The organism is Janibacter sp. A1S7 (genome assembly GCF_037198315.1).
Lineage (GTDB): Bacteria > Actinomycetota > Actinomycetes > Actinomycetales > Dermatophilaceae > Janibacter > Janibacter alittae.
Window position 1 is genome coordinate 877,271 of sequence record NZ_CP144913.1, and the last position, 22,901, is coordinate 900,171.

Genomic DNA, 22,901 nt, shown 5'->3' on the forward strand with positions numbered 1-22,901 from the left:
ATGTCAGCCCTGCAGGTCGTGGAGATACTCCTCCTTGCAGGGTGCCTGCTCCTGGCGGTGTGGCTGGTGGTGCTGTGGCTGCGCCGACGTGCGCTGGCCGCGCACGGACCCGTGTGCCCCTGCGCCCTCCGGCTGCCCGGGTCGCCTCGTTGGCGGCTCGGGTTGCTGCGTATGGGAGCGCAGCATCTCGACTGGTTCAGCGTGGGCGGGCTGACGACGTCCCCCTCGAAGTCGTGGGGGCGTGAAGGACTGGAGATCTCCACCCCCGCGCCGGGGTCGGTCTCCCTCCCGGGACTGGACACCGCGCTCGCGGTGACCCTGACCCGCGAGGGCGGCCACCTGGCCGACTTGGCCATCGAGCCGAAGATCTATCCGGCCGTGCGTTCCTGGCTCGAGTCCGCCCCGCCCGGACACAACGTCAACGTCACCTAGTCCCCCTTCGCCCTGCCCCGACGCTCGGGGGCCTCCTCACGGCCGCCGCCGGGCTGCCACAGCACGTCCCCGCCGATCGAGAGGTTGGCGATGCGGGCGAGGATGAAGAGCAGGTCCGACAGGCGATTGAGGTAGGTCGTCGTCAGCGGGCTCACGCCGCCGACGCCACGCTCACCGGCCGTGTGCGTGCCGTACTCCTCGCGCGCCGCCCATGCGGAGCGCTCGGCCCTGCGGACCACCGTCGTCGCGTGGTGCAGGTGTGCCGACGCGGCGGTGCCGCCGGGAAGGATGAAGGAGCGCAACGGCTCGACCTGCGCGAGGTAGTGGTCGCAGTCGGCCTCCAGCTCGTCGACCCACATCTGCTTCACGCGCAGCGGTGGGTACTTCGGCTCCTCCAGCAGTGGGGTCGACAGGTCGGCACCCAGGTCGAAGAGGTCGTTCTGCACGCGGGTGAGGGTCGCGACGACCTCCTCGGGCAGCTCGCCGGTCGCGATGGCCACCCCGATGACCGCATTGGCCTCGTTCGAGTCGGCGTAGGCCTGCAAGCGGGTGTCGGTCTTGCTCGTGCGGCTGAAGTCGCCGAGCGCCGTGGTGCCCTCGTCGCCGGTGCGGGTGTAGATCTTCGTCAGGTTGACCATGCCGTCATCGTCGCAGGTGTGCTCGCCGGCCGTGCGGGGGCTGCGACCTGACCATCCGTGGAGAGTTGTGTAATCGCATCGTGACGACGGGGAGCAACCAGGGCGGGGTCGCGCACGTCACACTGGGTGACAACGGTTTCAGCAGGGGAAAGCAGGTGACCGTCATGAGCGCAATGACCGCGCTGACGCCAGTGGGTGGCGAGGGGACCACCCGTGTCCGGGTGGGCGTGCCCTTCGACATCGGACACAGCGCAGACCTCCGCCAGGAGTTCGTCGCCGTGCTGCGCGCGGGCAGTGGCTTGGTCCTCGTCGACATCTCGGAGTCGACGGTCATCGACCAGGTGGGTTTCGCCACCCTCCTCGGGGCACACGCACGGGCCGCGCGGGCGGGTCGACGACTGCGCTTCACCGGTGCCGACGAGCGCACCACCCGACTGCTGCGGCGGGCCGGGTTGGTCCGGCTCCTGCACGACGCGGAGCAGCTGGGTCGGCCCCGCCGGGACTACGCCGTCGGCTGACCGAGCCCCGCCATCTCGCCGGGTGGCGGTCACGGCGCATTCGGTGCCCGGGCGAGCCGGCGTCCTCCCGCGAGCAGCCACGGCGCTGATTGTGGCGACCTTCACCGCGGACGACCCTGTGACGGCGGGCCGCGCGAGGGTACCTTGCCACCATGGCCGAGAGCACTGATTCCCCCACCCCCGCAGCCGAGGCGACGCGCCCTGAGCGTGACCGCCCCTGGGTGATGCGCACCTACGCCGGGCACTCCAGCGCCGCAGCGTCCAACGAGCTGTACCGCCGCAACCTGGCCAAGGGCCAGACCGGTCTCTCGGTCGCCTTCGACCTACCGACCCAGACCGGCTACGACCCCGACCACGTGCTCAGCCGGGGCGAGGTGGGCAAGGTCGGCGTGCCGATCAGCCACATCGGTGACATGCGCGATCTCTTCGACCAGATCCCGCTCGGCGAGATGAACACCTCGATGACGATCAACGCCGTGGCGATGTACCTGCTGGCGATGTACCAGGTCGCTGCGGAGGAGCAGGCGGAGGCCGCCGGCCAGGACCCGGCCGAGGTCGTCGCCGCGCTCGGCGGCACCACCCAGAACGACATCATCAAGGAGTACCTGAGCCGCGGGACGCACGTCTTCCCACCCGGACCCTCGATGCGGCTGATCACCGACATGGTCACCTACACCGTCGGCGAGATCCCCAAGTGGAACCCGATCAACATCTGCAGCTACCACCTGCAGGAGGCCGGCGCGACACCCGTGCAGGAGGTCGCCTACGCGATGTCCACGGCGATCGCCGTCCTGGACGCCGTCCGCGACTCCGGCCGGGTGCCGCAGGAGGAGTTCGGCAGGGTCGTCGCCCGCATCTCCTTCTTCGTCAACGCCGGCGTGCGCTTCGTCGAGGAGATGTGCAAGATGCGCGCCTTCGTCGAGCTGTGGGACGAGATCACCCGGGAGCGCTACGGCGTCACCGAGGCCAAGCAGCGCCGCTTCCGCTACGGCGTCCAGGTCAACAGCCTGGGGCTGACCGAGGCGCAGCCGGAGAACAACGTCCAGCGCATCGTGCTGGAGATGCTCGCGGTGACGTTGAGCAAGGACGCCCGGGCCCGCGCGGTGCAGCTGCCGGCATGGAACGAGGCGCTGGGCCTGCCGCGACCGTGGGACCAGCAGTGGGCGCTGCGCCTGCAGCAGGTCCTGGCCTTCGAGTCCGACCTGCTCGAGTACGACGACCTCTTCACCGGGTCGCCCGTCGTGGAGCAGAAGGTCGCCGAGATCGTCGAGGGTGCCAAGGCCGAGATCGATCGCATCCAGGACATGGGTGGTGCCGTCCCGGCGGTCGAGTCCGGCTACATGAAGTCCGCCCTCGTCGCCAGCCACGCCAAGCGTCGCCAGCGCATCGAGGCCGGTGAGGACATCGTCGTCGGCGTCAACAAGTTCGAGACGACTGAGCCCAACCCGTTGACGGCCGACCTCGACACCGCGATCCAGACGGTCGACGAGGGCGTCGAGGAGGCCGCCATCGCGGCCATCCGCAGCTGGCGCTCCGAGCGGGACGCCGACCCCGAGCGCGGTCCGCGTGCCGCCGCCTCCCTGGAGCGCCTGCGCGAGGTCGCCCGGACGCAGGAGAACCTCATGGAGGCCTCCCTCGAGTGCGCCCGTGCGGGCGTCACGGTCGGGGAGTGGGCCCAGGCGTTGCGCGAGGTCTTCGGTGAGTTCCGCGCGCCGACCGGCGTCTCCGGCTCGGTCGGCGTGGCCGACGGTGGCTCGCAGGAGCTGCAGGCCGTGCGCGACCGGGTCGCCAGGACCGAGGAGGAGCTCGGCGAGAAGCTGCGCGTTCTCGTCGGCAAGCCCGGTCTGGACGGTCACTCCAACGGCGCCGAGCAGATCGCGGTGCGCGCGCGCGACGCCGGCTTCGAGGTCATCTACCAGGGCATCCGGCTCACGCCCGAGCAGGTCGTCTCCGCCGCGGTCGCCGAGGACGTGCACCTCGTCGGTGTCTCGATCCTCTCCGGCTCGCACATGGAGCTCGTCCCGGACGTCCTCGAGGGGCTGCGGGCCCAGGGCGCCGGTGACATCCCCGTCATCGTCGGCGGCATCATCCCCGAGTCCGACGCCAACCGGCTGCGGGAGATGGGCGTGGCCGCGGTGTTCACCCCCAAGGACTTCGGCCTGAACGAGATCATGGGCCGCTTCGTCGACATCATCCGCGAGCAGCGGGGACTGCCGGCGCAGGAGCCCGCCACCGCCTGATCCCGGCCGGCCCTACAGTGGCGGGGTGACCATGCACTGCCCTGCGACGCTCCTGCTCACCGCCACCCCGGAGGGCGAAGGGGGCGTGCCCGCCCTCGTCGAGCGGCTCGCCGGGGAGCGGGTGCTGACCGTGGTGACGGCGCCGGGCGATGCCCGGGGGGCGGCGGTGGCCGCCGGGCTGGACGTGCCGCTGGAGCAGGAGCCCGGCCTCGAGGGAGGCGAGCTCTCCTCGGCCCTGCTCGGGGAGATCGCCGACCTGCACCGGGGCGAGACCGTGCTCGTGCTCGCCCGTGGGACCGGCGACCCGGCCGTGCCGATCACCCGGATCGAGCTCGGCGAGGCGTTCTAGCGCTCACTCCCAGTCGTCGCGCTCGTGGCTGACGGATCCGGGATGGTCGCCCTCGGGATGTACCTCGTGCCCGTCGTCCGACCACGCTCCGTGATGCGTGGCCCCAGCGTGCGTCCCGGCACCGGCTGCCGCGGCATCCGCGGCCGAACCGCCGGCAGCGGGCCCACCTGCAGCCGGTGGGGCGGAGCCTGCTGGGGCGGCCCCCTTCGGCGTACTGGGTTGGGCCCCCAGCGCCACGCCCGCGGCATCGAAGAGGCGCAGCAGCTCCATCGGCAGCGGGAAGACGACCGTGGAGTTCTGCTCCGCGCCCAGCTCGAGCATCGAGGACAGGGTGCGCAGGTGCATCGCCGCCGGGTGAGCCTCCATGACCTCCGCGGCCTTGGCGAGGTTCTCGGCGGCCTCCTGCTCACCGATGGCGTGGATGACCTTCGCCCGACGGTCGCGCTCGGACTCCGCCTGACGGGCCATGGCACGGCGCATGCTCTCGGGGAGCAACACGTCCTTGACCTCGACGATCGTGACCTTGATGCCCCAGGGGTTGGTCACCTCGTCGATGATCTGCTGGAGCCGGGCGTTGATCTCCTCGCGCTTGGTCAGCAGGTCGTCCAGGCTCGTCTGGCCGATGATGCTGCGCAGGGTCGTCTGGGCCACCTGCTGGGTGCCGACCTGGTAGTTCTCGATGGACAGCACGGAGCGGACCGGGTCGACGACGTTGTAGTAGGTGACCGCGTTGACCTGGACGGTGACGTTGTCCCTCGTGATCAGGTCCTGCGGGGGGATGTCGTAGGTGTGCGTGCGCAGGTCGATCCGGCGCACCTTGTCCACGATGGGCGCGACGATGATGATCCCCGGCCCCTTCGCGTCCTGGATGCGACCGAGCCGGAAGAGCACCGCCCGCTCGTACTCGGGGATGATCCGCACCGCCCGGGTGACGATGAAGATCACGACCAGGGCCGCGAGCACCAGACCGATCAGAGTGGTGTTGATCATGACTCCTCCTTGCCTTGCGACGACTCGAGGGGTTCGACGAGCAGCTCCAGCCGCTCCACGGCGGTGATCCGCACGTCCTGACCGGCACGGAGGGGGACCTCGCTGCGCACCGACCACCAGCTGCCCTCGACGAAGACCTGCCCGTGGGTGCCCTCTGCCGAGCGCAGGTCGACGATCTGGCCCGGGAAGAGGTCGGCGCCGGTGCTGATCGAGGGGGAGCGTCCGTAGCGCCGCCACAGCAGCGCGGTCAGGACGAGGCCGACGGCGACCACGACGAGCAACGGTACGACCAGGCCCCAGAGCAGGCCCCAGCCGATCCCGAGCACGTCGGCCAGCCAGGAGAGCACGTCACCGGCGTCCGGTTCGAGCGAAGGGGGATGGAGCGGCTGTGCGGTCGCCATGCCTCATCCTTCCCCTCGGCTGCTTTCGACCAGCCTAGTGCGAGGGCGTGGACGAACCGGGCGTAGAGGTGCAGGGCCACTCGGGGACGAGCCTGTGGGCAGCGGTCAGAAGAGGCGGTGCATGCTCGTGTCGATCCCCTTGAGCTCGTCGTAGTCGAGGGTCACGCAGCGGATGCCACGGTCCTCGGCGAGCGTGCGTGCCTGGGGCTTGATCACCTGCGCGGCGAAGACGCCGGTGACCGGGCGCAGCGCCGGGTCGCGGTTCATCAGCTCGAGGTAGCGGGTCAGCTGCTCGACACCGTCGATCTCGCCGCGCCGCTTGATCTCCACGGCGACGCAGACCCCCTTCGCGTCCTTGGCCAGGATGTCCACGGGGCCGATGGCCGTCATGTACTCACGACGCACGAGCGTGTAGCCCGCGCCGAGCGTGCCGATGTGCTCGGCCAGCAGCTTCTGCAGGTGGGCCTCGACGCCGTCCTTGACCAGGCCGGGGTCCACACCCAGCTCGTGGGACGAGTCGTGGTGGATCTCGTGCAGGCGCACCCGCAGGTGGTCCTCGGTCTTGGCGTGCTGGACGTTCCACACGGCGACGACGCCCTCGGCTGACTCGGTCTCGTCGGGCTCCACCTCGGCCATGGCGCACGGCGGAGCCATCCAGTTCAGCGGCTTGTAGGAGCCGCCGTCACTGTGGATGAGCACCGACCCGTCCGCCTTGACGATGAGCAGACGGGTCGCCAGGGGCAGGTGGGCGTTCAGCCGGCCCTCGTAGTCGACGCTGCAGGTCGCAATCACCACTCGCACGGGGCCGACCCTACGACCCCGGGGAGCGGCGCCCAAGCGGGTCCACCGGCCGGGACCCGGCCCGGTGTCCTGGATCACCTGTGCCCACTGTCACGCGGCCGGGCACTACCCGGGGGTGAGTCGGGCTGGAACACTCCCAGACATGTCTGAATCCCGCTCTCTCGCCGACTCCCTCGTCCTGCCGTACCTGAACCACGCCGTGTCGATGTTCGAGGAGGAGTACGCCTCCCGTGAGGACCTGGACAACGGTATGCGCTTCGGCTGCGGACTGCCGAAGGGTCCCCTGACCGTCATCGACGAGCTCGGTCTCGAGACCGTCCGGGACGCCCTCGCCGCACGTTTCGCCGAGACCGGCGACCCGCGGCACCAGCCGAACCCGGCGTTCGAGCGGCTCATCGCGGAGGGCCGCACCGGCAAGGCGGCCGGCACGGGCTTCTACACCTACGCGGGTGACGAGGTCGCCGCCGACGACCTGTCCCCAGCCCAGGGATCAGGGGGCGCGACCCGCGAGGTCCGCACGGTCGGTGTGGTCGGTTCCGGCACCATGGCCACCGGCATGGTCGAGGTCTTCGCGACCAGCGGGTTCCCGGTCACCTACGTCGCCCGCAGCCAGGAGAAGGTCGACGCGGTCGCCGCGAAGATCGCCAAGAACCTCGCCCGCAAGGTCGACAAGGGCCGCATGGAGAAGGCCGACGCCGATGCCGTCCTGGGCCGCCTGACCGGATCCCTCGAGCGGGAGTCCCTCGCCGACGTCGATCTCGTCGTCGAGGCGGTCGCCGAGGAGGTCGGCATCAAGAACCAGCTCTTCGCCGACCTGGACCGCATCTGCAAGGGCGGTGCCGTGCTCGCCACCACGACCTCCTCGCTGTGCATCGCCGACCTGGCCGCACGGACGGCGCGGCCGCAGGATGTCGTCGGCATGCACTTCTTCAACCCCGCCCCGGTCATGAAGCTCGTGGAGGTCATCGACCACGAGCACACCGGCCAGGACGTCCTCGACACGGTCGTCGAGCTGTGCAAGCGCATCCGCAAGGTCCCGGTCCGCTGCTCCGACCGCGCCGGCTTCATCGTCAACGCGCTGCTCTTCCCCTACCTCAACGACGCCATCAGGGCGCACGAGGCCGGGGCCTCCCTCGACGAGATCGACGCCGCGATCACCGAGGGCTACGGCTACCCGATGGGGCCCTTCGCGCTGCTGGACGTCGTCGGCACCGACGTCGCGCTGGCGATCGAGGAGGAGCTGCTCGCGGAGTTCGAGCACGAGTCGCTCGCCCCGGCGCCGCTCCTGCGCGAGGTCGTCGACGCCGGCAAGCTCGGTCGCAAGACCGGCGAGGGATTCCGCGCGTACTGAGCCCGCGTCACCCTGTGCACGAAAGGGACTCCCGGAGCACACAACCGCCCACACACTGTGGGGCTGGTGCCCGGGAGTCCCTTTTGTGCTCGTACCAGCACGGGGGACGATGAGCGCATGCCCCGCTCCAACCGCCGTCGCCGTGACGAGCACCGTCCACTGCGGATGGGCGCCATGGGATCGCAGACCGTCCAGTCCTGGATGGGTCGCGCGTGGGTGGTGCGCCAGCTGAGCGGCCACAGCTCGACCCGCAGCTACACCTGCCCGGGCTGCACCCACGAGATCGCTCCCGGCACCCCGCACGTCGTCGTCTGGCCCGACGACGGCCTCGGTGGTGTCGACGACCGCCGCCACTGGCACGGCACGTGCTGGAAGGCCCGCGACCACGGTCGCTTCGGCCGCTGACCCGCCCGGCGCCCGAGGTGACCCCGCGAGAACGACGACCTGTGCGGGTGGGCCGACGCGCGAACCCCGAGATCATGGGGAACCTGGCTCCCGCTGTGCACGACCGTGTCGTCGTACTCGTGCGTGGGTAGGGCGTCCGTCCACGGCGAAGGGGGCCGCACCGGCAATCCGGCGCGGCCCCCTCCTGCGGTGGGTCTCAGGCGTCCTGGAAGCGGTTGATCTGCTTCTCGAACTGCGCGCGCTTGTCCGGGTTGGAGACACCCAGACCCGCCTCGGGGGCCAGCGTGAGCACGCCGACCTTGCCCTGGTGCTTGTTGTGGTGCACGTCGAGCGTCGCCTGGCCGACCTCGTCGAGGGAGTAGGTGCGGCTCAGCGTCGGGTGGATCAGGCCGCGGCTGATGAGCTCGTTGGCCTCCCAGGACTCGCGGTAGTTGGCGAAGTGGCTGGAGATGATGCTCTTGAGGTTCATCCACAGGTAGCGGTTGTCGTACTCGTGCATGTAGCCCGAGGTCGACGCGCAGGTGACGATCTTGCCGCCCTTGCGCGCGACGTAGACCGAGGCACCGAAGGTCTCCCGGCCCGGGTGCTCGAAGACGATGTCCACGTCGTGGCCGCCGGTGAGCTCGCGGATCCTCTTGCCCAGGCGCTTCCACTCCTTGGGGTTCTGCTTGGTGCCGTCCTCGTTCCAGAACTGGTAGCCCTCCGCCCTGCGGTCGATGATCAGCTCGGCACCCATGGCGCGGCAGATCTCGGCCTTCTCCGGCGAGGAGACGACGCAGACCGGCTCGGCGCCGGCGGCCAGCGCCATCTGGACGGCGTAGGAACCCAGGCCACCGGAGGCGCCCCAGATGAGCACGCGGTCACCGAGCTTGAGCGAGGCGCCGTTCTTGGAGATCAGCTGGCGGTAGGCCGTGGAGTTGACCAGACCGGGAGATGCGGACTCCTCCCAGGTGAGGTGGTCGGCCTTGGGCATCAGCTGGTTGGCCTTGACGATGGCCAGCTCGGCGAGGCCACCGAAGTTGGTCTCGAAGCCCCAGATGCGCTGCTGCGGGTCCATCATCGTGTCGTCGTGGCCGTCGGCGTCCTCGAGCTCGACGGACAGGCAGTGCGCGACGACCTCCTGGCCGGGCTTCCACTTGGACACGTGCCCACCGGTGCGCAGCACGACGCCGGACAGGTCGGAGCCGACGATGTGGTACGGCAGGTCGTGGCGCTTGGAGTACTTGTTCAACTTCCCGTAGCGCTCGAGGAAGGAGAAGGTCGACACCGGCTCGAAGATCGAGGTCCACACGGTGTTGAAGTTGATCGCACTGGCCATGACGGCCACGAGCGCCTCGTCCGGGGCGAGCTCGGGGATCTCGACGTCGTCGATGTGCAGGGACGTGCGCGGGTCCTTGTCGCGGCTGGCCAGCCCCTCGAACATGTCGACGTCGGCCTTGTGGACGGTCGCGGCGCGGTAGGTCTGCGGGAGGGGGAGGTTGGCGTAGGTCTCCTCGCTCCGGTCACCGGAGAGGATCGCGTCGCGGATCTGGTCGATTGCCATGTGGGTGGGCTCCTCGGCCTCGTGGGGTCGGTCGGTCGGTTGCCGCCTGGGCGACAGTTGCTGCGTGCAACGTATGGGGGTCATGGCGCCGTTGGGGTGGTGTCATGACTGACTTCACACGCCGGATCGTGGGGCCGCCCCACACCCCGGGGCGAAGGGGGGAAAGGCCAGTGGGGGTCTCGACCGCGAACGTGCCCGGGCAGGTGCCGAATGTGCCGGGCAGATCCGGTCAGACCCGCATGTGCCTAGGCTCCTGCGGGTTGTGCGGGCTCCACGAGCTCCACGAGGATGCCGCGGGCGTCCTTGGGGTGGATGAAGTTCACCCGGGAATTGCTCGTCCCACGCTTGGGGGTGTCGTAGAGCAGCCGCAGGCCACGCTCGCGCAGGGTCGCGCAGACGGCGTCGATGTCCTCGACGCGGTAGGCGAGCTGCTGCATGCCCTGACCGTTGCGGTCGAGGAACTTCGCGATCGTCGACTCGGGGGACAGCGGCGCGAGCAGCTGGATGCATGACCCGGAGTCTCCGACGCGCATCATGGCCTCACGCACACCCTGCTCCTCGTTGGTCTCCTCGTGCGCGAGGTCCATGCCCAGGGAGTCCCGGTAGAAGGCGATCGCGTCGTCGAGGTCGGGAACGGCGACACCGACGTGGTCGATGGCGGTGAAGAGATCAGTCATACTGCGCAGCCTAAGGACGCGACTGCCGAAGGGGGAGACCATCGGCCTGTGAGGCCCACCACCGTCACCGGCCCTGCCCTCCCTTCGACGGCGTCGATAGACTTGGGGGCAGTACCCGCGGTGTCGCTCCGGTGCCGCGCACCCCACGAAGTTGGAGGCATCCACATGTCCGAGCGTCCCGTGTCCGTCATCGTCGCCGGGGCCCGCACCCCGATGGGCCGCATGAGCGGCTCCCTCAAGGGGTTCTCCGGCTCCGACCTCGGTGGCTTCGCCATCAAGGGGGCCCTGGAGAAGGCCGGCATCTCGGGCGAGCAGGTCGACTACGTGATCATGGGCCAGGTGCTGACCGCCGGCGAGGGCCAGATCCCCGCGCGTCAGGCCGCGATCAAGGGTGGCATCCCGAAGAACGTGCCCGCGCTGACCGTCAACAAGGTCTGCCTCTCCGGCATGGACGCGATCGCGCTGGCCGCCCAGCTGGTCCGCGCCGGCGAGTTCGACGTCGTCGTCGCCGGTGGCCAGGAGTCGATGACCAACGCCCCGCACCTGCTGCCCAAGAGCCGTGAGGGCATCAAGTACGGCGACACCAAGCTCAAGGACTCGATGGCCTACGACGGCCTGCACGACATCATCACCGACCAGGCGATGGGCTCGCTGACCGAGGCCAGGAACGCCGAGAACTCCGAGTTCTCCCGCGAGGAGCAGGACGCCTTCGCCGCCGCGAGCCACCAGAAGGCCGCCAAGGCGTGGTCCGAGGGCAAGTTCGCCGACGAGGTCGTCGCCGTCGAGGTTCCGCAGCGCAAGGGTGACCCTGTCGTCTTCGACACCGACGAGGGCGTGCGCGCCGACACCACCGCCGAGTCCCTGGGCAAGTTGCGTCCGGCGTTCGCCAAGGACGGCACCATCACCGCCGGCTCCGCCTCGCAGATCTCCGACGGCGCCGCGGCGGTCGTCGTCATGAGCAAGGCCAAGGCGCAGGAGCTCGGTCTGGACTACCTCGCCGAGATCGGCGCCCACGGCGTCGTCGCCGGCCCGGACTCCACGCTGCAGGCCCAGCCGGCCAACGCGATCGAGGCCGCGCTGAAGAAGGACGGCATCTCGGTGGGTGACCTCGACGTCGTCGAGATCAACGAGGCCTTCGCCGCCGTCGGCCTCTCCTCGACCAAGCAGCTGGGCCTGGACCCGGAGAAGGTCAACCCCAACGGCGGAGCCATCGCGATGGGCCACCCGCTGGGCATGTCCGGCGCGCGCATCACGCTCGCGCTGGCGCATGAGCTCAAGCGTCGCGGTGGCGGCACGGGTGCGGCCTCCCTCTGCGGCGGTGGCGGTCAGGGCGACGCCCTGATCGTGCGCGTGCCGAACGCCTGAGTGTGATCCGTAGCGTCGACGTCCCCGCCCTGGTCGAGCAGACCAGGGCGGGGACGCCGCGTGCCATCGGGCGGCTGATCTCGCTGGTCGACGACCAGCACCCAGCGCTGCGGGAGGCGATGGCTGCTCTCGCGCCGCACACGGGTGGGGCACACGTGATCGGTCTGACCGGCTCGCCGGGTGTCGGCAAGTCGACGACGACCAATGCCCTGGTCGGGGTCTTCCGAGCGGCCGGCAAGAGCGTTGCCGTGCTCGCGGTGGACCCGTCGTCCCCCTTCTCCGGCGGGGCACTCCTCGGTGACCGCATCAGGATGAGCGAGGCGGCCACCGACCCGGGCGTCTACATCCGCTCGCTCGCCGCGCGCGGGCACCTCGGTGGCATCTCGCTCGCCACACCGCAGGCGATTCGCGTCCTCGACGCGGCCGGCTTCGACGTCGTCATCGTCGAGACGGTCGGCGTCGGCCAGTCCGAGGTCGCGGTCGCCGGCTCCGCCGACACGACGCTCGTCCTGCTCGCTCCCGGGATGGGCGACGGGATCCAGGCCGCCAAGGCCGGCATCCTCGAGATCGGGGACGTCTTCGTCGTCAACAAGGCCGACCGCGAGGGGGCCGACTCGACCGTCCGTGACCTGCGGCACATGATCAGGATGGGGGAGGGGAGCGCACCCGGCGGTTGGCGCCGCCCGGTCGTGCGCGCGTCCGCGGTCGACGGCACCGGTATCGGCGACATCGCCGTGTCCGTCGGTGACCATCTCGACTGGCTGGCGTCCAGCGGTGAGCTGCGCCGTCGCCGCACTGCGCGTGCCCGCGACGAGGTCTCCGCTCTCGCCGTCGCCGAGCTGCGCTCGCGGATGGGGGACCTCGGGGCGGGCGGAACGCTCGATCAACTCGCCGCCGATGTCGTCGACGGCGGCAGGGACCCCTTCGCCGCGGCTGACGTCCTGCTCGAGTCCGTCGCCGGCTGACCGTCAGGACACCAGGTGCAGGGTCCGTTGGAGGCGCTCTAGCAGCTCGCGGCGCGTCTGCGCCCCGCTGCGCTGCCGGATCCGGGCCATGTGGTGCTCGACCGTGCGCGGGGAGAGGTAGAGCTCCTCGCCCACTTCGCGGTAGGTCTTGCCGTCGAGCACGAGCCGGACGACCTCCACCTCCCGCTCCGAGAGCAGGATCGAGCCGGGCACGGATTCACCGGCGGGGGGCTCACTGCGGTCCTCGTCCGGGTCGCGCAGGGACCGGGCCAGCTCGCGAAGGGAGGCCGTCTGCCGTGGATCGTCGCACCGGGCGGCGGCGTGGGCCGCCAGCCGGGCGCCGTCCCAGGCCTGGCCGACCTGGGCCAGCCCGGTGACGGCTGCGCGGACCTCGGCTGCGTCGAAGTCACGGGCCAGCACGTGCATCCATGCCTTCCCGGCACGGGCCAGACGGGCGGCGAAGGGGTGGTGCTCCGCTGCGTGGAGCAGTGCGGTGGCGTGAGGCGCGATGGCAGAGGGCTGGTTGGCCAGGATGGCGGCCTGCACGCTGGACCAGTTCAGCGGCGTGCTCCACAGCGGCGGTGAACCGAGGTTCTCCAGGAGCTGGTGCGCTCGGTCGAGGTCGGCCGTCAGCGCCTCCGTCTGGCGCAAGCGGACGGCAGCGATGTTCAGCTCGCCGAGCGCGAGGAGCGAGAAGAGGTCGGGTTCGACCCGGTCGAGGCACTGGGTCGCGTCCGTCCACGCCTGCACGGCCGCGGCCTCGTCGGTGGTGCGCCGGGCGATACCCGACCTGAGTCCGGCGAGGACGAGGCGATTGCGCAGCTGGCTGTCGTGCAGACCGGCGGCCGCCCGGTCGGCGTGGCTCCGCGCGCCCGACAGGTCCCCCTGCCACAGCGAGGCCCATCCCAGCAGCAGCTCACGCTGGATGATGTGCGGACGCAGCGATGGCCGCGCGCGCTCGGCCACGGCCCGGGCGGTCGTGGAGTCGCCCACGTGCAGGGCAGCCCACCCGGCGAGGAGGGAGACCGGGTAGGGACTCAGCGCGGAGGGTGCCGGGGGCAGCAGGTGGGCGGCTTTGACCAGCTGGCCGACGGCCTCTGCGGTGGCCCCGGTCAGGGACGTCTGCAGCCCGTGCCGGGCGGTCTCGGCGGCCACCCTGCCCAACGTCGGTGCCCCCGCGGTGGGGGCGGTCGCCGCAACCGTGTCCGTCGACTCATCATCCTGCGATGGATCCCCCGCGGCCTCCCGGGTGGCGAGAAGATCGACGGCGGGGACGGTGCCGAGGGCACCACTCGCCCACAGCGCCAACGCACGCGCCTGGGATACCAGCCCACGCTCGACGTGCGCCACGATCGCCGTGGAGACGACGCGGTCGAGGTCGACGTCGTGGCCGGAGGCGAGCACGAGGTCGCAGATGTGGGCTGCAGCGGCCACGTCCCCGATGCGAAGCAGGGCTTCGGCCCGACGCGGCGCAAGGTCCGAGAGGGAGGCCCCGGATGCCTCCGAGCGGTCGTACCACGCGAGGGCATTCTCCGGTGCGGAGTGCAGCGCACTGTCCCCGAGATCGCCGGTGATGTCGGCCAGGCGCTCGCAGCGTGCCCCACCTGCGAACAGCTCCTCGATGACGGCGGCGTGCGGGGTGGGGTCGCTGATGCCCTCGACGACGGCGTGCCCGATGCGCATGATCCGGTGGACCGGCATGCCGCGACGCACCGTGTGCCGCACCAGCGGGAGCAGCTCGCCGTCCGGCCCGAGGAGGGCGTGCTGGTCGAGTTCCTCAACGACCCGGTCGCGGCGGTCGGTCTCGGCGAGGGAGGGCGCCAAGGGCGCCCTGTGCACCATGAAGCCGATCGCGAGCTCGTCCACGAGCGTGCGTGCCGTGGGACCCAGGGTCGCCATCTGGCGGTCGAGCGCGTGTTCCCACAGCCCGGGATCGAGCACCGATGGGGGCTCGGCGGGGGAGCGTCGCAAGGATGTGAAGTGCCGGATGAATGCCGGGTGCCCGCCGGTCGCCTCGGCCAGTGTCCGGACCAGCTCGCCCGTGGGTGCGACGTCGTGGCAGTGCTCGAGGTACTCGGCCACGTCCTGCTCCGACCACGGACGCAACCGCAGGGTCGAGCACGAGGCGAGGAGGTCGTGCGGGACCACCGGCGCGGCTGCGGTCCACGGCACCAGGACCAGGCGAGCGCCGCGGCCGGCGAGGTGGCGCACCCGCTCGTGCACGTCCTCCCCGGCGAGATCCTCACCCTCGAGCACGAGGACGTCCTGTGTCTCGGCGGCGTCGGTCATGCGCGCTGCCAGCATCCGGGCGACCACAGGCTGCCCGTCGCCGGTCCGGCCCAGCACGACGGCGTGCGGGGCGGGGTCGTCGAGCACGGTGTCGATGTCGTCGATGACCGAGGGCGGGAGCCAGTCGCCGGCGTTGGCGCGGGTCATGACTGTCCGGGCGCCGCCGAGGTCGTCTGCTCGGACGTGGCTGGTGGTGCCGGCGTGGTGGTGGATGCGGAGCTCGTGACGCTCGGTTCGCTGCTCGGTGTGGTGCTGGTGCTCGGCTCCGGGGCCGGGGTCGGCGTCGGGGTCGGGGTCGGCGTCGGAGCGGGGGTGGTGCTCGGCCGTGGGGAGGAGGGCGTGGGCCCGGGCGCGCTCGTGGATGGTGACGACGTGCCGCCGGCCGGCTTGCCGGACGTGGAACTCGGGGCGTGGGATGACGTGGGCGTCCGCCCGGTGGACGAACTCGAGGGCTTCGAGGACGTGTTCGACGTCGTGCCCTTGCTCGACGAGCGCGGAGAGGCCTTGTCGGACCCGGTGTCGCCGGCAGCCGTGCTCTTGGTGGCCGTGTCCTTGTCCTTCTTCTTCTCGTCGCCGCCCTTCTTCTTCTTCCCGTTCTCGGACTCGTCGCGGTCATCGGGGTCCGTGCCCTTGTCGGACCCCTTCTTGTCCTTCGGGCCGTGGGTGGAGGTCGGCGAAGGGCCGGTCGTGTCGTCGCCGGTGCTGTCGTCGCGGCGATCGGCGCTCTCGCCGGCGCCATTGGTCGCAGCAGAGCTGCCGGCGTCAGCATCTGCCTCGTCCGAGTCACCCCACGGCAGGGCGGGGAGAATGGCAGCGTCGGCCAAGCTGTCCAGCACATCATCGGAGGTGGAGTCGGACGAGGACGAGTCCTGCGGCACGACGCCGTCGACGAGGGAGAGCAGGGTGGCCTCTCCGGCATCGGTCATCGACATCGCGACCGCTGCCACGGGGGCGGCGAGAGCGAGCGAGGCCGCGACCAGGACGGCAGTGCGTCGGCGGTGTCCCCGATGACCGACCGATGGCAGGGGTGCGATCGGTAGCAACTGTGTCTCCTGGGCGTCGTCCTCGTCCGCGGCCACGGGATCGGCGTCCACGGGCTCGGCGGCGAGGCCCGACTCCATCACGGCTGCACCTGCCTCGGCGTACCGCCGGAGGGCTTCACTGTCGGTGACGTGCGCGACGGACATGCCCAAGGCGCCGGACACGGCCTCGACGACCATCGGCAGGGAGGTGAGGGAGCCTGTGACAAGCACCGTGGAAGGACGGGCCCCGACCGGGTCGATGACGTCGTCCACCAGCTGGTCGACGACGTCGGTGACGGTACCGCCCGCCAGCAGCTCGAGATCTGCGCGGACGAGCCGGACGGGATCCCTGCCGGGCAGCTCCACCTCCGTCGCGGTCCGTCGGGCGAGATCCGCGCGTGCGCTTGTGCACGCGGCGCGGACGGCGACGGCGTCGAGCGTCTCCTGCGCCGGCGCCGGCGTCGACGGTGATCGATGGTCGATGAACTCAGCCAACGCGTCATCGATGTCGTTGCCGCCCCAGTCGGAGCAGCTCGTGCGATCCACCTGCCAGCCGTCCTCCCCGTGGGTGAAGACGTCGGCCCGGAAGGACTCGTCCCCGGCTGTGAGCACGAGGACGGATCCGGTCAGCTCCTCGCGGGTGCCCGGATCGATGAGTCCGAGACCGGCATCGACCATGGTCACCGACTGGTCGGTGAGCTCGACGAGCGCGTCGCGGAGCGCGGCTCGGCGGTGAGCACGCCACTCGTCCGGGACGACCAGGACGAGGTGCTCAGCAGGAGTATCGGCCACGGCTGCGGCCGCATCGGCGATGACGGCGGCCACGAGAGCCTCGGCCGGCCAGGACCGAGATCCCACCCGGATCGGGACGGGGTCACCCACCCGAGCGAGGAGGCCGTCGACCAGCGGGCCGTGCCCTCCCGGGGCGCTGACCGTGACCGGGGTGCCGGATTCGTCAACGACCGCCAGCGGTCTGCGGAGCATGTGGCTGGCTGGTTGTGTGGTTCCGTCGGAGGAGTGCGTCATGTGAATGACGCCCACCTCCGCCGCACCGATGGTCACGACGACCTGATCCCCCGACAACACATTTCCCCCTCGTTCAACCGGTGTGCCAGATCGGGGCCCCCCACGACTGGCACGTATCCACAGCATAGGCACGATTCCGGTGTTACCGGAGAGTAATCCTTGCTTTTCCCTGACTACCTAATGACTACCTAATGATCCCCTACTGAAAGTACCCAACCCCCTAAGGCCCCGTCGCGGAGATCCCCCTTCGCCGCCGGACCCGAAGGGGGTCCGGACCGGGTCTCCCCGACACCACCGTCTCCCTAGGTTGATCAGTGGCGTCACCAGGGCGCCGAGCACGGAATCAACTCAGGGGGAAGGAACCCGTCATGGCCGTCTCGACCAGCGATCTGCTCGACTTCATTCTCAACCTGCTCCGCGACCCGCAGGCCGCAGCAGACTTCAACGACGACCCGCAGGCCGCTCTCGAGAGCGCCGGCCTCGGTGACCTCTCGTGCGATGACGTCGACGCGGTCATGCCCGTCGTCATCGACTACGCACCGGTGAACACGACCACCACCACCAACGCCTCCAGCTTCGACCGTCAGTTCGACACCGGTGCGCACGTCAGCGCCCCGGGCGGTGACTCCTGGACCCAGGCCAACTCGGACAACGACGGTGGGGGCTGGCACGGCGGTGGCGGTCACGGCGGTGGCGGTCACGATGGTGGCGGTCACGGCGGCGGCGGTCACGGCGGCGGCGGTCACGATGGTGGCGGTCACCACGGCGGCGGCGGTCACGGCGGTGGCGGTCACCACGGCGGCGGCGGCCATGACATGGACGACCACGGTCACGCCGTGCAGCAGCTGCACCACGTGGTCAACAACTACAGCTACACCAGCACCGTCGACGACCGCGACACCACCCTCGACCAGTCCGTGAACCAGAACATCTGGGCCAACGGCGACGTCAGCCAGGTGTTCGACAACGACGCGATCATCGCCTCCGGTGACGGTTCCGTCGCGGCCGGCGACGACGCCATGATCGACAACTCGGTCAACGACTCGAACAACGACAACTCGGACAACTCCATCAACGGGTCGTACAACGACATGTCCGACAACTCGGACAACTCGGTCAACGACTCGTACAACTCGGACTCGTACAACGACAACTCCGACAACTCGGACAACTCCGACAACTCCGACAACTCGGACAACTCGGACAACTCGGACAACTCGGACAACTCGATCAACGTCAATGACTCGTTCAACGACAACTCGGACAACTCCGACAACTCCGACAACTCGGACAACTCGGACAACTCCGACAACTCCACCAACGACTCGTACAACGACAACGACGGCATCGACAACGACGGTGGTGACAACGACGGCCTGGACATCGACAACAGCGGTAACAGCGACGACAACTCCACCAACGACTCGTACAACGACAGCTCCGACAACTCCGTGTCGGACGATGACGGCATCGACAACGACGGTGGCGACAACGACGGCCTGGACATCGACAACAGCGGTAACACCGACGACAACTCGGACAACTCCGTCAACGACTCGCTGAACGACAACTTCAGCGACAACTTCAGCGACAACTTCAGCGACAACGAGGACAACTCGGACAACTCGGACAACTCGGTGAACGACTCGTTGAACGACAACTTCAGCGACAACTTCAGCGACAACGAGGACAACTCGGACAACTCGGACAACTCGGTGAACGAATCGTTGAACGACAACTTCAGCGACAACTTCAGCGACAACTTCAGCGACAACGACAACGACGTCGTCGACGTCGGCTGACCCGACTGCTCGTCCCCGACGAGCGGACAGCCCGGACCGATCCGACCATCTGGTCGGGTCGGTCCGGGCCATTTCGGGAGCTCCGCAGGTGTGGGACAGTGGAGTCAGTCGGTGCCGACGCCGGCGAACACGTCATGGGGATGGATGCGCTGGGGGAGGGCGGATGGAACCTGGATCGATGATCGAGCGGGCGAGCGAGCTGGTCGCCGCGGTTGATCGGGAGGACCTGCAACGCAGGCTGGTCGGTGCACGCGAGCGATTCGACGACCCGACCACACGGGTCCTCGTCGTGGGCGAGTTCAAGCAGGGCAAAAGCGCTCTGGTCAATGCCTTGGTCAATGCCCCGGTGTGCCAGGTGGGTGACGATGTCGCGACTGCTGTTCCCACCGTGGTGTCCTGGTCACAGTCACCGACGGCAACTCTCGTCGAGGCCGACGAGCAGCTCGATGACGAGGGTGACGTCCCGCTGCGGCCGACCCGTCGCGAGGTCCCGCTGGAGCGGTTCGACGAGGAGATCCGACTGGCCACCCGCACCGAGCGACGTCAACGACTCCTCCACGCAGAGGCGGGGCTGCCGCGCGAGATCCTGACCGGGGGACTGACCCTCGTCGACACCCCGGGCGTCGGCGGTCTGCGCACCAGCCATGCTGCGGCCACCGTCGGCGCGCTGCCCTCGGCCGACGCGGTGCTCTTCGTCTCCGACGCCTCCGCCGAGCTGTCGGCGGCAGAACTGCGGTTCCTGCGCGACGTCGTCGACGCCTGCCCACACGTCACCTGCGTGATGACGAAGACCGACATCGCCCCCGAGTGGCAGCGACTGGCGGACATCAACCGCGGCCATCTGCGGGACGCCGGCATAGCCGCCACCGTGGTACCCGTCTCCTCCGTCCTGCGGGACGCGGCCACGCGCTCACAGGACGTCGCGCTGAACCAGGAGTCCGGTTTCCCCGAGCTGGTGAGGCTGCTGCGGCAGGGCATCCTCGCCCGTACGAGGGACCTTGCCCGACAGACACTGACCCAGGATGTGCGGCTGGTCAGTCGGCACCTGAGGCTCGCGGTGGAGTCCGAGCTGGACGCCCTGCAGAACCCGGAGGAGCTGCCCGCCCGCATCGCCGACCTGGAACGCGCCAAGGCGCAGGCGGACTCCCTGCGCAATCGTGGCTCCCGCTGGCAGGTCACTCTCGGGGACGGGATGGCCGATCTCATGTCCGACCTGGAGCACGACCTGAAGGACCGTCTGCGGGGGGTCGTCCATGACGCCGAGGACAGCATCGACAGCGGAGACCCGGGCAAGGACTGGGAGGCCTTCTCGCAGTGGCTGGATGAGCAGGTGGGCGACGCCCTCGCCGAGACCTTCCGGTGGACCGAGGACAACACCCAGTGGATCACCACTCAGGTGGCGCAGCACTTCGCCGACGACGCGGCGTCGTCCGTGCCGCGCATGGCGGTCGGGAGCACGTCGGGACTCACCGATCGGGCCAGGCCCCTCGTCGAGATCGACCCGGGGGTGCTCAACGTCGGGCAGAAGGTCCTCATCGGGATGAGGGGTTCCTACGGAGGAGTGCTGATGTTCGGGCTGCTCACCGGGCTCGCGGGCTTCGCGCTGGTCAACCCGATCTCCATCAGCGCGGGCCTCCTGCTCGGTACCAAGGCCTACTCCGACGATCGGACCAACCGGCTCAAGCGTCGGCAGAACGACGCGAAGATGGCCGTGCGCCGCTACATCGACGACGTGACCTTCCAGGTGACCAAACAGCTGAAGGACCGGCTGCGGCTGGTGCACCGCACGCTGCGTGACCACTTCACCGAGGTGGCCGGGGACCTGCAGCGCTCGTCCGTCGACGCGCTGCGGCAGGCCAACGCGGCGGCCAAGGCCTCGGATGCGGAGCGGGCCGAACGCATCCGGTTCCTGAAGAAGCACCGGAGCAGGGTCGTCGAGCTCGAGGAGGCGCTCGGCACCGCCCGGCCGGAGGCGCAGCGGGCGGTCGCATCATGACGTGGGGCGCCCAGGGCTCGCAGGACCGGGCACGACGGCTGCTGGTGGAGGCGATCGCGGCCTACGAGGGGTGCGAAGCGGACCAGCAGGTCCTGCGAGCTCACCTGACGCGGTTGGACGAACCCCTGCGGATCGCTCTCGCAGGAAAGGTCAAGGCCGGCAAGTCCACCCTGATCAACGCCCTGATCGGCGAAGAGGTCGCACCCACCGACGCAGGTGAGTGCACCATGGTCACGACGTGGTATCGCCACGGCCCGGCACCGCGATCCCGTCTGGTCCGGGCCGACGGGGAGTGCCTGGACCTACCGCTCACCCGACGTCACGGCCGTCTGCAGCACACGCTCCTGGGGCTGACTCCCCAGGAGGTCGCCCGCATCGAGGTCGAGTGGCCGTCACCGATGCTGGAGCAGGTCACGCTCGTCGACACCCCGGGGATCGGCTCGCTGACCGCCGAGGCCTCCCGGCACACCACGGACCTGCTCTCCGCGGAGGCGACGGGGCGCCCCGTGGACGCCGTCATCTACCTCTTCAAGAGCCGCCACGCAGATGACCTCACCATGCTGCAGGAGTTGCGTGGCGGCGCCGTCACCGACGCCGCCCACGCCGTTGCGACCACCGTCGGAGTGCTCTCGCGTGCGGATGAGATCGGAGGTGGGCGCCTCGACAGCCTCATCTCCGCCAAGGACGTCGCGACGAGGCACGCCGAGGATCCCCGGATGCGGGCCCTGTGCTCGGACGTCCTGCCCGTGGCGGGGCTTCTTGCGCAGGGTGGACGCACTCTGCGGCAGGACGACTTCGAGATCCTCGCCGCGCTCGCGCGGATGGAGCGTGCGGACCGGGAGGCGGTGCTCGTCTCCGTGGGGCGGTTCCAGGACGCGGACGCGGTCGGTGGCACGCTGCAGTCCCGCACCGCGCTCGTCGCTCGGCTCGGGCTCTTCGGGGTCCGACTGGGCACGGTGCTCGTCCGCCAGGGCATCAGCCGGCCGGGCGAGCTGGCCGACGAGCTCGCCCGGCGCAGTGGGTTGGGGATGGTGGAGCGCGTCATCTCCACCCAGTTCGCGCCGCGTGCCGCAGCACTGACCAGCCTGGGCGCCGTCTCGGCACTGGAGCATCTGCTGCGTGTGCACCCCGTGCCGGAGGCGGAATCACTGCTCACCCAGTGCGAGGCGATCAGGGTGGGGGAGTACGCACCCCAGGAGATGCGTCTGCTCGCGGACGTGCGTCAGGCTGCGGTGCCGGGGCTGGACCAACGTCGTGCTGCGGCCGCGCTCCGGTTGCTCGGCGACCAGGGCGTGCAGCCCTGGCGGCGGCTGGGCCTGCGGGAGACGGCGAGCGCCGACGACGTCGCGCGGGCTGCCCGCGAGTCCTTGGCCGAGTGGCGGGCGCTCGCGGGCGACTGCCTGGCCACCCAGTCCACCCGGCGCGCGGCCAGGGTGCTGGCCCGCGTGTGCGAGGAACTCCTGGACTGCCTACCCGTCCTCAGTCCTTCCAGTGGGACCCCGGCAGCCACATGAGGACGGCGCCGACGGCGCCGAGCACGGCCTGCAGGACGAGCAGGCCCGTGGTGACCCAGCCCTCCCACTGCCAGGCGGTCAGGATCGGCACCGCGATGGGTGTGACGATGACCTGGAGGAGTGCCAGCACGGTCAACGAGATGCGGGTGGGCAGCCCACCGTGGGCGAGTCGTATCGCCAGGAGGATCGTGAGCGTGAGCAGCACGACGAGCACCGCGAAGGTGGCGATGATCAGGAGCCGGACCGCCTGTTCCCCGTCGGCCTCGCCGACGTCGGGGCCCAGGACTGCGGCGAGCTCATCGTGGCGCTCGTCGCGCCACAGGGCCGCCGTCACCAGGGCGAGGACGCCACTGAGGTAGCCGGCCTTCCACACGGAAAGGGCGCGAGTCAGGCCGGGCGGTCGCCGCTGGGCATCGATGGGTGAGGAGTCCCGGATCCGCGTCGGCGGTCGCTGTGGTCGGTCCTCGAAGTCGTCATCCGTCCCGCTCCCCCTGGTCATGTCAGCAGGTTATGCGCCCCGAGCCCATCGTGGAAGGGCGCTGGCCGGCCAAATGGCGCCACCGGTCCTCGTGACCGG

The 22,901-nt window shown here is 70.0% G+C and carries 20 protein-coding genes; 11 read left to right on the plus strand and 9 right to left on the minus strand.

The window, feature by feature from the left end:
• Complete coding sequence (locus V1351_RS04325) at window positions 1-432, plus strand: DUF2550 family protein (protein ID WP_338751053.1); 432 nt, start codon at window positions 1-3, stop codon at window positions 430-432.
• Here V1351_RS04325 and V1351_RS04330 read toward each other — a convergent pair.
• A complete protein-coding gene (locus tag V1351_RS04330; protein ID WP_338751055.1) occupies window positions 429-1,070 on the minus strand; it encodes a cob(I)yrinic acid a,c-diamide adenosyltransferase in 642 nt (213 codons plus the stop codon). The genes V1351_RS04325 and V1351_RS04330 overlap by 4 nt on opposite strands.
• A gap of 164 nt (window positions 1,071-1,234) precedes the next feature.
• Between V1351_RS04330 and V1351_RS04335 the strand changes: the two genes are divergently transcribed.
• The 3 genes from V1351_RS04335 (at window position 1,235) to V1351_RS04345 (ending at window position 4,177) form a co-directional block, all read left to right on the plus strand.
• Window positions 1,235-1,588, plus strand: a complete 354-nt coding sequence (locus V1351_RS04335; RefSeq protein WP_338751057.1) for an STAS domain-containing protein — start codon at window positions 1,235-1,237, stop codon at window positions 1,586-1,588.
• A gap of 152 nt (window positions 1,589-1,740) precedes the next feature.
• Entirely contained in the window at window positions 1,741-3,828 is a 2,088-nt protein-coding gene (locus V1351_RS04340) for a protein meaA (protein WP_422389005.1), read from the plus strand.
• A gap of 25 nt (window positions 3,829-3,853) precedes the next feature.
• Window positions 3,854-4,177 (plus strand): hypothetical protein, encoded by a 324-nt coding sequence (locus V1351_RS04345; protein ID WP_338751059.1) that lies wholly within the window; start codon window positions 3,854-3,856, stop codon window positions 4,175-4,177.
• A 3-nt stretch (window positions 4,178-4,180) separates the two neighbouring features.
• On the opposite strand, the gene V1351_RS04350 is transcribed toward V1351_RS04345, so the two are convergent.
• The 3 genes from V1351_RS04350 to nucS all read right to left on the minus strand — a co-directional run bounded on the left by V1351_RS04350 (window position 4,181) and on the right by nucS (window position 6,369).
• A complete protein-coding gene (locus V1351_RS04350; protein WP_338751061.1) occupies window positions 4,181-5,167 on the minus strand; it encodes a slipin family protein in 987 nt (328 codons plus the stop codon).
• A complete protein-coding gene (locus tag V1351_RS04355) occupies window positions 5,164-5,568 on the minus strand; it encodes an NfeD family protein (RefSeq protein WP_338751062.1) in 405 nt (134 codons plus the stop codon). Before V1351_RS04355 ends, V1351_RS04350 begins: the two co-directional genes overlap by 4 nt.
• A 105-nt stretch (window positions 5,569-5,673) precedes the next feature.
• Window positions 5,674-6,369 (minus strand): endonuclease NucS, encoded by a 696-nt coding sequence (gene nucS, locus V1351_RS04360; protein ID WP_338751063.1) that lies wholly within the window; start codon window positions 6,367-6,369, stop codon window positions 5,674-5,676.
• Between the two features lie 142 nt (window positions 6,370-6,511).
• Between nucS and V1351_RS04365 the strand changes: the two genes are divergently transcribed.
• Together V1351_RS04365 and V1351_RS04370 are read left to right on the plus strand one after the other, a co-directional pair.
• Window positions 6,512-7,720, plus strand: coding sequence for a 3-hydroxyacyl-CoA dehydrogenase NAD-binding domain-containing protein (locus V1351_RS04365; RefSeq protein WP_338751065.1), 1,209 nt, complete (start codon window positions 6,512-6,514; stop codon window positions 7,718-7,720).
• Window positions 7,721-7,837: 117 nt separating this feature from the next.
• Window positions 7,838-8,125 carry a hypothetical protein gene (locus V1351_RS04370; protein WP_338751067.1) on the plus strand — a complete coding sequence of 96 codons (288 nt, stop codon included), beginning with the start codon at window positions 7,838-7,840 and terminating at the stop codon, window positions 8,123-8,125.
• Between the two features lie 196 nt (window positions 8,126-8,321).
• On the opposite strand, the gene ccrA is transcribed toward V1351_RS04370, so the two are convergent.
• Together ccrA and mce are read right to left on the minus strand one after the other, a co-directional pair.
• The gene (ccrA, locus tag V1351_RS04375; protein WP_338752459.1) at window positions 8,322-9,662 is read right to left on the minus strand and encodes a crotonyl-CoA carboxylase/reductase; all 1,341 of its coding nucleotides are present in this window, start codon (window positions 9,660-9,662) and stop codon (window positions 8,322-8,324) included.
• Window positions 9,663-9,913: 251 nt separating this feature from the next.
• Entirely contained in the window at window positions 9,914-10,345 is a 432-nt protein-coding gene (mce, locus tag V1351_RS04380) for a methylmalonyl-CoA epimerase (RefSeq protein ID WP_338751069.1), read from the minus strand.
• 165 nt (window positions 10,346-10,510) lie between these two features.
• Between mce and V1351_RS04385 the strand changes: the two genes are divergently transcribed.
• Together V1351_RS04385 and meaB are read left to right on the plus strand one after the other, a co-directional pair.
• Window positions 10,511-11,710 (plus strand): acetyl-CoA C-acetyltransferase, encoded by a 1,200-nt coding sequence (locus V1351_RS04385; protein ID WP_338751071.1) that lies wholly within the window; start codon window positions 10,511-10,513, stop codon window positions 11,708-11,710.
• A 5-nt stretch (window positions 11,711-11,715) separates the two neighbouring features.
• Entirely contained in the window at window positions 11,716-12,675 is a 960-nt protein-coding gene (gene meaB, locus V1351_RS04390; RefSeq protein ID WP_422389020.1) for a methylmalonyl Co-A mutase-associated GTPase MeaB, read from the plus strand.
• Window positions 12,676-12,678: 3 nt separating this feature from the next.
• Here the strand turns inward: meaB and V1351_RS04395 are convergent, their stop codons facing one another.
• Both V1351_RS04395 and V1351_RS04400 read right to left on the minus strand, forming a co-directional pair.
• Window positions 12,679-15,111, minus strand: coding sequence for a helix-turn-helix transcriptional regulator (locus V1351_RS04395; protein ID WP_338751075.1), 2,433 nt, complete (start codon window positions 15,109-15,111; stop codon window positions 12,679-12,681).
• Window positions 15,108-16,970, minus strand: a complete 1,863-nt coding sequence (locus V1351_RS04400) for a hypothetical protein (protein ID WP_338751077.1) — start codon at window positions 16,968-16,970, stop codon at window positions 15,108-15,110. Before V1351_RS04400 ends, V1351_RS04395 begins: the two co-directional genes overlap by 4 nt.
• 410 nt (window positions 16,971-17,380) lie before the next feature.
• Here V1351_RS04400 and V1351_RS04405 point away from each other — a divergent pair, with 410 nt between their 5' ends.
• The 3 genes from V1351_RS04405 to V1351_RS04415 all read left to right on the plus strand — a co-directional run bounded on the left by V1351_RS04405 (window position 17,381) and on the right by V1351_RS04415 (window position 22,324).
• Window positions 17,381-18,814 (plus strand): IniB N-terminal domain-containing protein, encoded by a 1,434-nt coding sequence (locus V1351_RS04405; protein WP_338751079.1) that lies wholly within the window; start codon window positions 17,381-17,383, stop codon window positions 18,812-18,814.
• 163 nt (window positions 18,815-18,977) lie between these two features.
• On the plus strand, window positions 18,978-20,810 hold the full coding sequence (locus V1351_RS04410; RefSeq protein ID WP_338751081.1) for a dynamin family protein: 1,833 nt from the start codon (window positions 18,978-18,980) through the stop codon (window positions 20,808-20,810).
• Window positions 20,807-22,324, plus strand: coding sequence for a dynamin family protein (locus V1351_RS04415; RefSeq protein ID WP_338751083.1), 1,518 nt, complete (start codon window positions 20,807-20,809; stop codon window positions 22,322-22,324). Before V1351_RS04410 ends, V1351_RS04415 begins: the two co-directional genes overlap by 4 nt.
• Here the strand turns inward: V1351_RS04415 and V1351_RS04420 are convergent.
• Entirely contained in the window at window positions 22,290-22,823 is a 534-nt protein-coding gene (locus V1351_RS04420) for a hypothetical protein (RefSeq protein WP_338751085.1), read from the minus strand. The two genes, V1351_RS04415 and V1351_RS04420, sit on opposite strands and share 35 nt — an antisense overlap.
• Window positions 22,824-22,901 lie beyond the last annotated feature (78 nt).

Coding starts and splice junctions, on each gene's coding strand:
- V1351_RS04325 (WP_338751053.1), top strand. CDS start 1: ATGTCAGCCCTGCAGGTCGTGGAGATACTCCTCCTTGCAGGGTGCCTG.
- V1351_RS04330 (WP_338751055.1), bottom strand. CDS start 1,070: ATGGTCAACCTGACGAAGATCTACACCCGCACCGGCGACGAGGGCACC.
- V1351_RS04335 (WP_338751057.1), top strand. CDS start 1,235: ATGAGCGCAATGACCGCGCTGACGCCAGTGGGTGGCGAGGGGACCACC.
- V1351_RS04340 (WP_422389005.1), top strand. CDS start 1,741: ATGGCCGAGAGCACTGATTCCCCCACCCCCGCAGCCGAGGCGACGCGC.
- V1351_RS04350 (WP_338751061.1), bottom strand. CDS start 5,167: ATGATCAACACCACTCTGATCGGTCTGGTGCTCGCGGCCCTGGTCGTG.
- V1351_RS04355 (WP_338751062.1), bottom strand. CDS start 5,568: ATGGCGACCGCACAGCCGCTCCATCCCCCTTCGCTCGAACCGGACGCC.
- V1351_RS04365 (WP_338751065.1), top strand. CDS start 6,512: ATGTCTGAATCCCGCTCTCTCGCCGACTCCCTCGTCCTGCCGTACCTG.
- V1351_RS04370 (WP_338751067.1), top strand. CDS start 7,838: ATGCCCCGCTCCAACCGCCGTCGCCGTGACGAGCACCGTCCACTGCGG.
- mce (WP_338751069.1), bottom strand. CDS start 10,345: ATGACTGATCTCTTCACCGCCATCGACCACGTCGGTGTCGCCGTTCCC.
- V1351_RS04385 (WP_338751071.1), top strand. CDS start 10,511: ATGTCCGAGCGTCCCGTGTCCGTCATCGTCGCCGGGGCCCGCACCCCG.
- V1351_RS04395 (WP_338751075.1), bottom strand. CDS start 15,111: ATGACCCGCGCCAACGCCGGCGACTGGCTCCCGCCCTCGGTCATCGAC.
- V1351_RS04400 (WP_338751077.1), bottom strand. CDS start 16,970: ATGCTCCGCAGACCGCTGGCGGTCGTTGACGAATCCGGCACCCCGGTC.
- V1351_RS04405 (WP_338751079.1), top strand. CDS start 17,381: ATGGCCGTCTCGACCAGCGATCTGCTCGACTTCATTCTCAACCTGCTC.
- V1351_RS04410 (WP_338751081.1), top strand. CDS start 18,978: ATGGAACCTGGATCGATGATCGAGCGGGCGAGCGAGCTGGTCGCCGCG.
- V1351_RS04415 (WP_338751083.1), top strand. CDS start 20,807: ATGACGTGGGGCGCCCAGGGCTCGCAGGACCGGGCACGACGGCTGCTG.
- V1351_RS04420 (WP_338751085.1), bottom strand. CDS start 22,823: ATGACCAGGGGGAGCGGGACGGATGACGACTTCGAGGACCGACCACAG.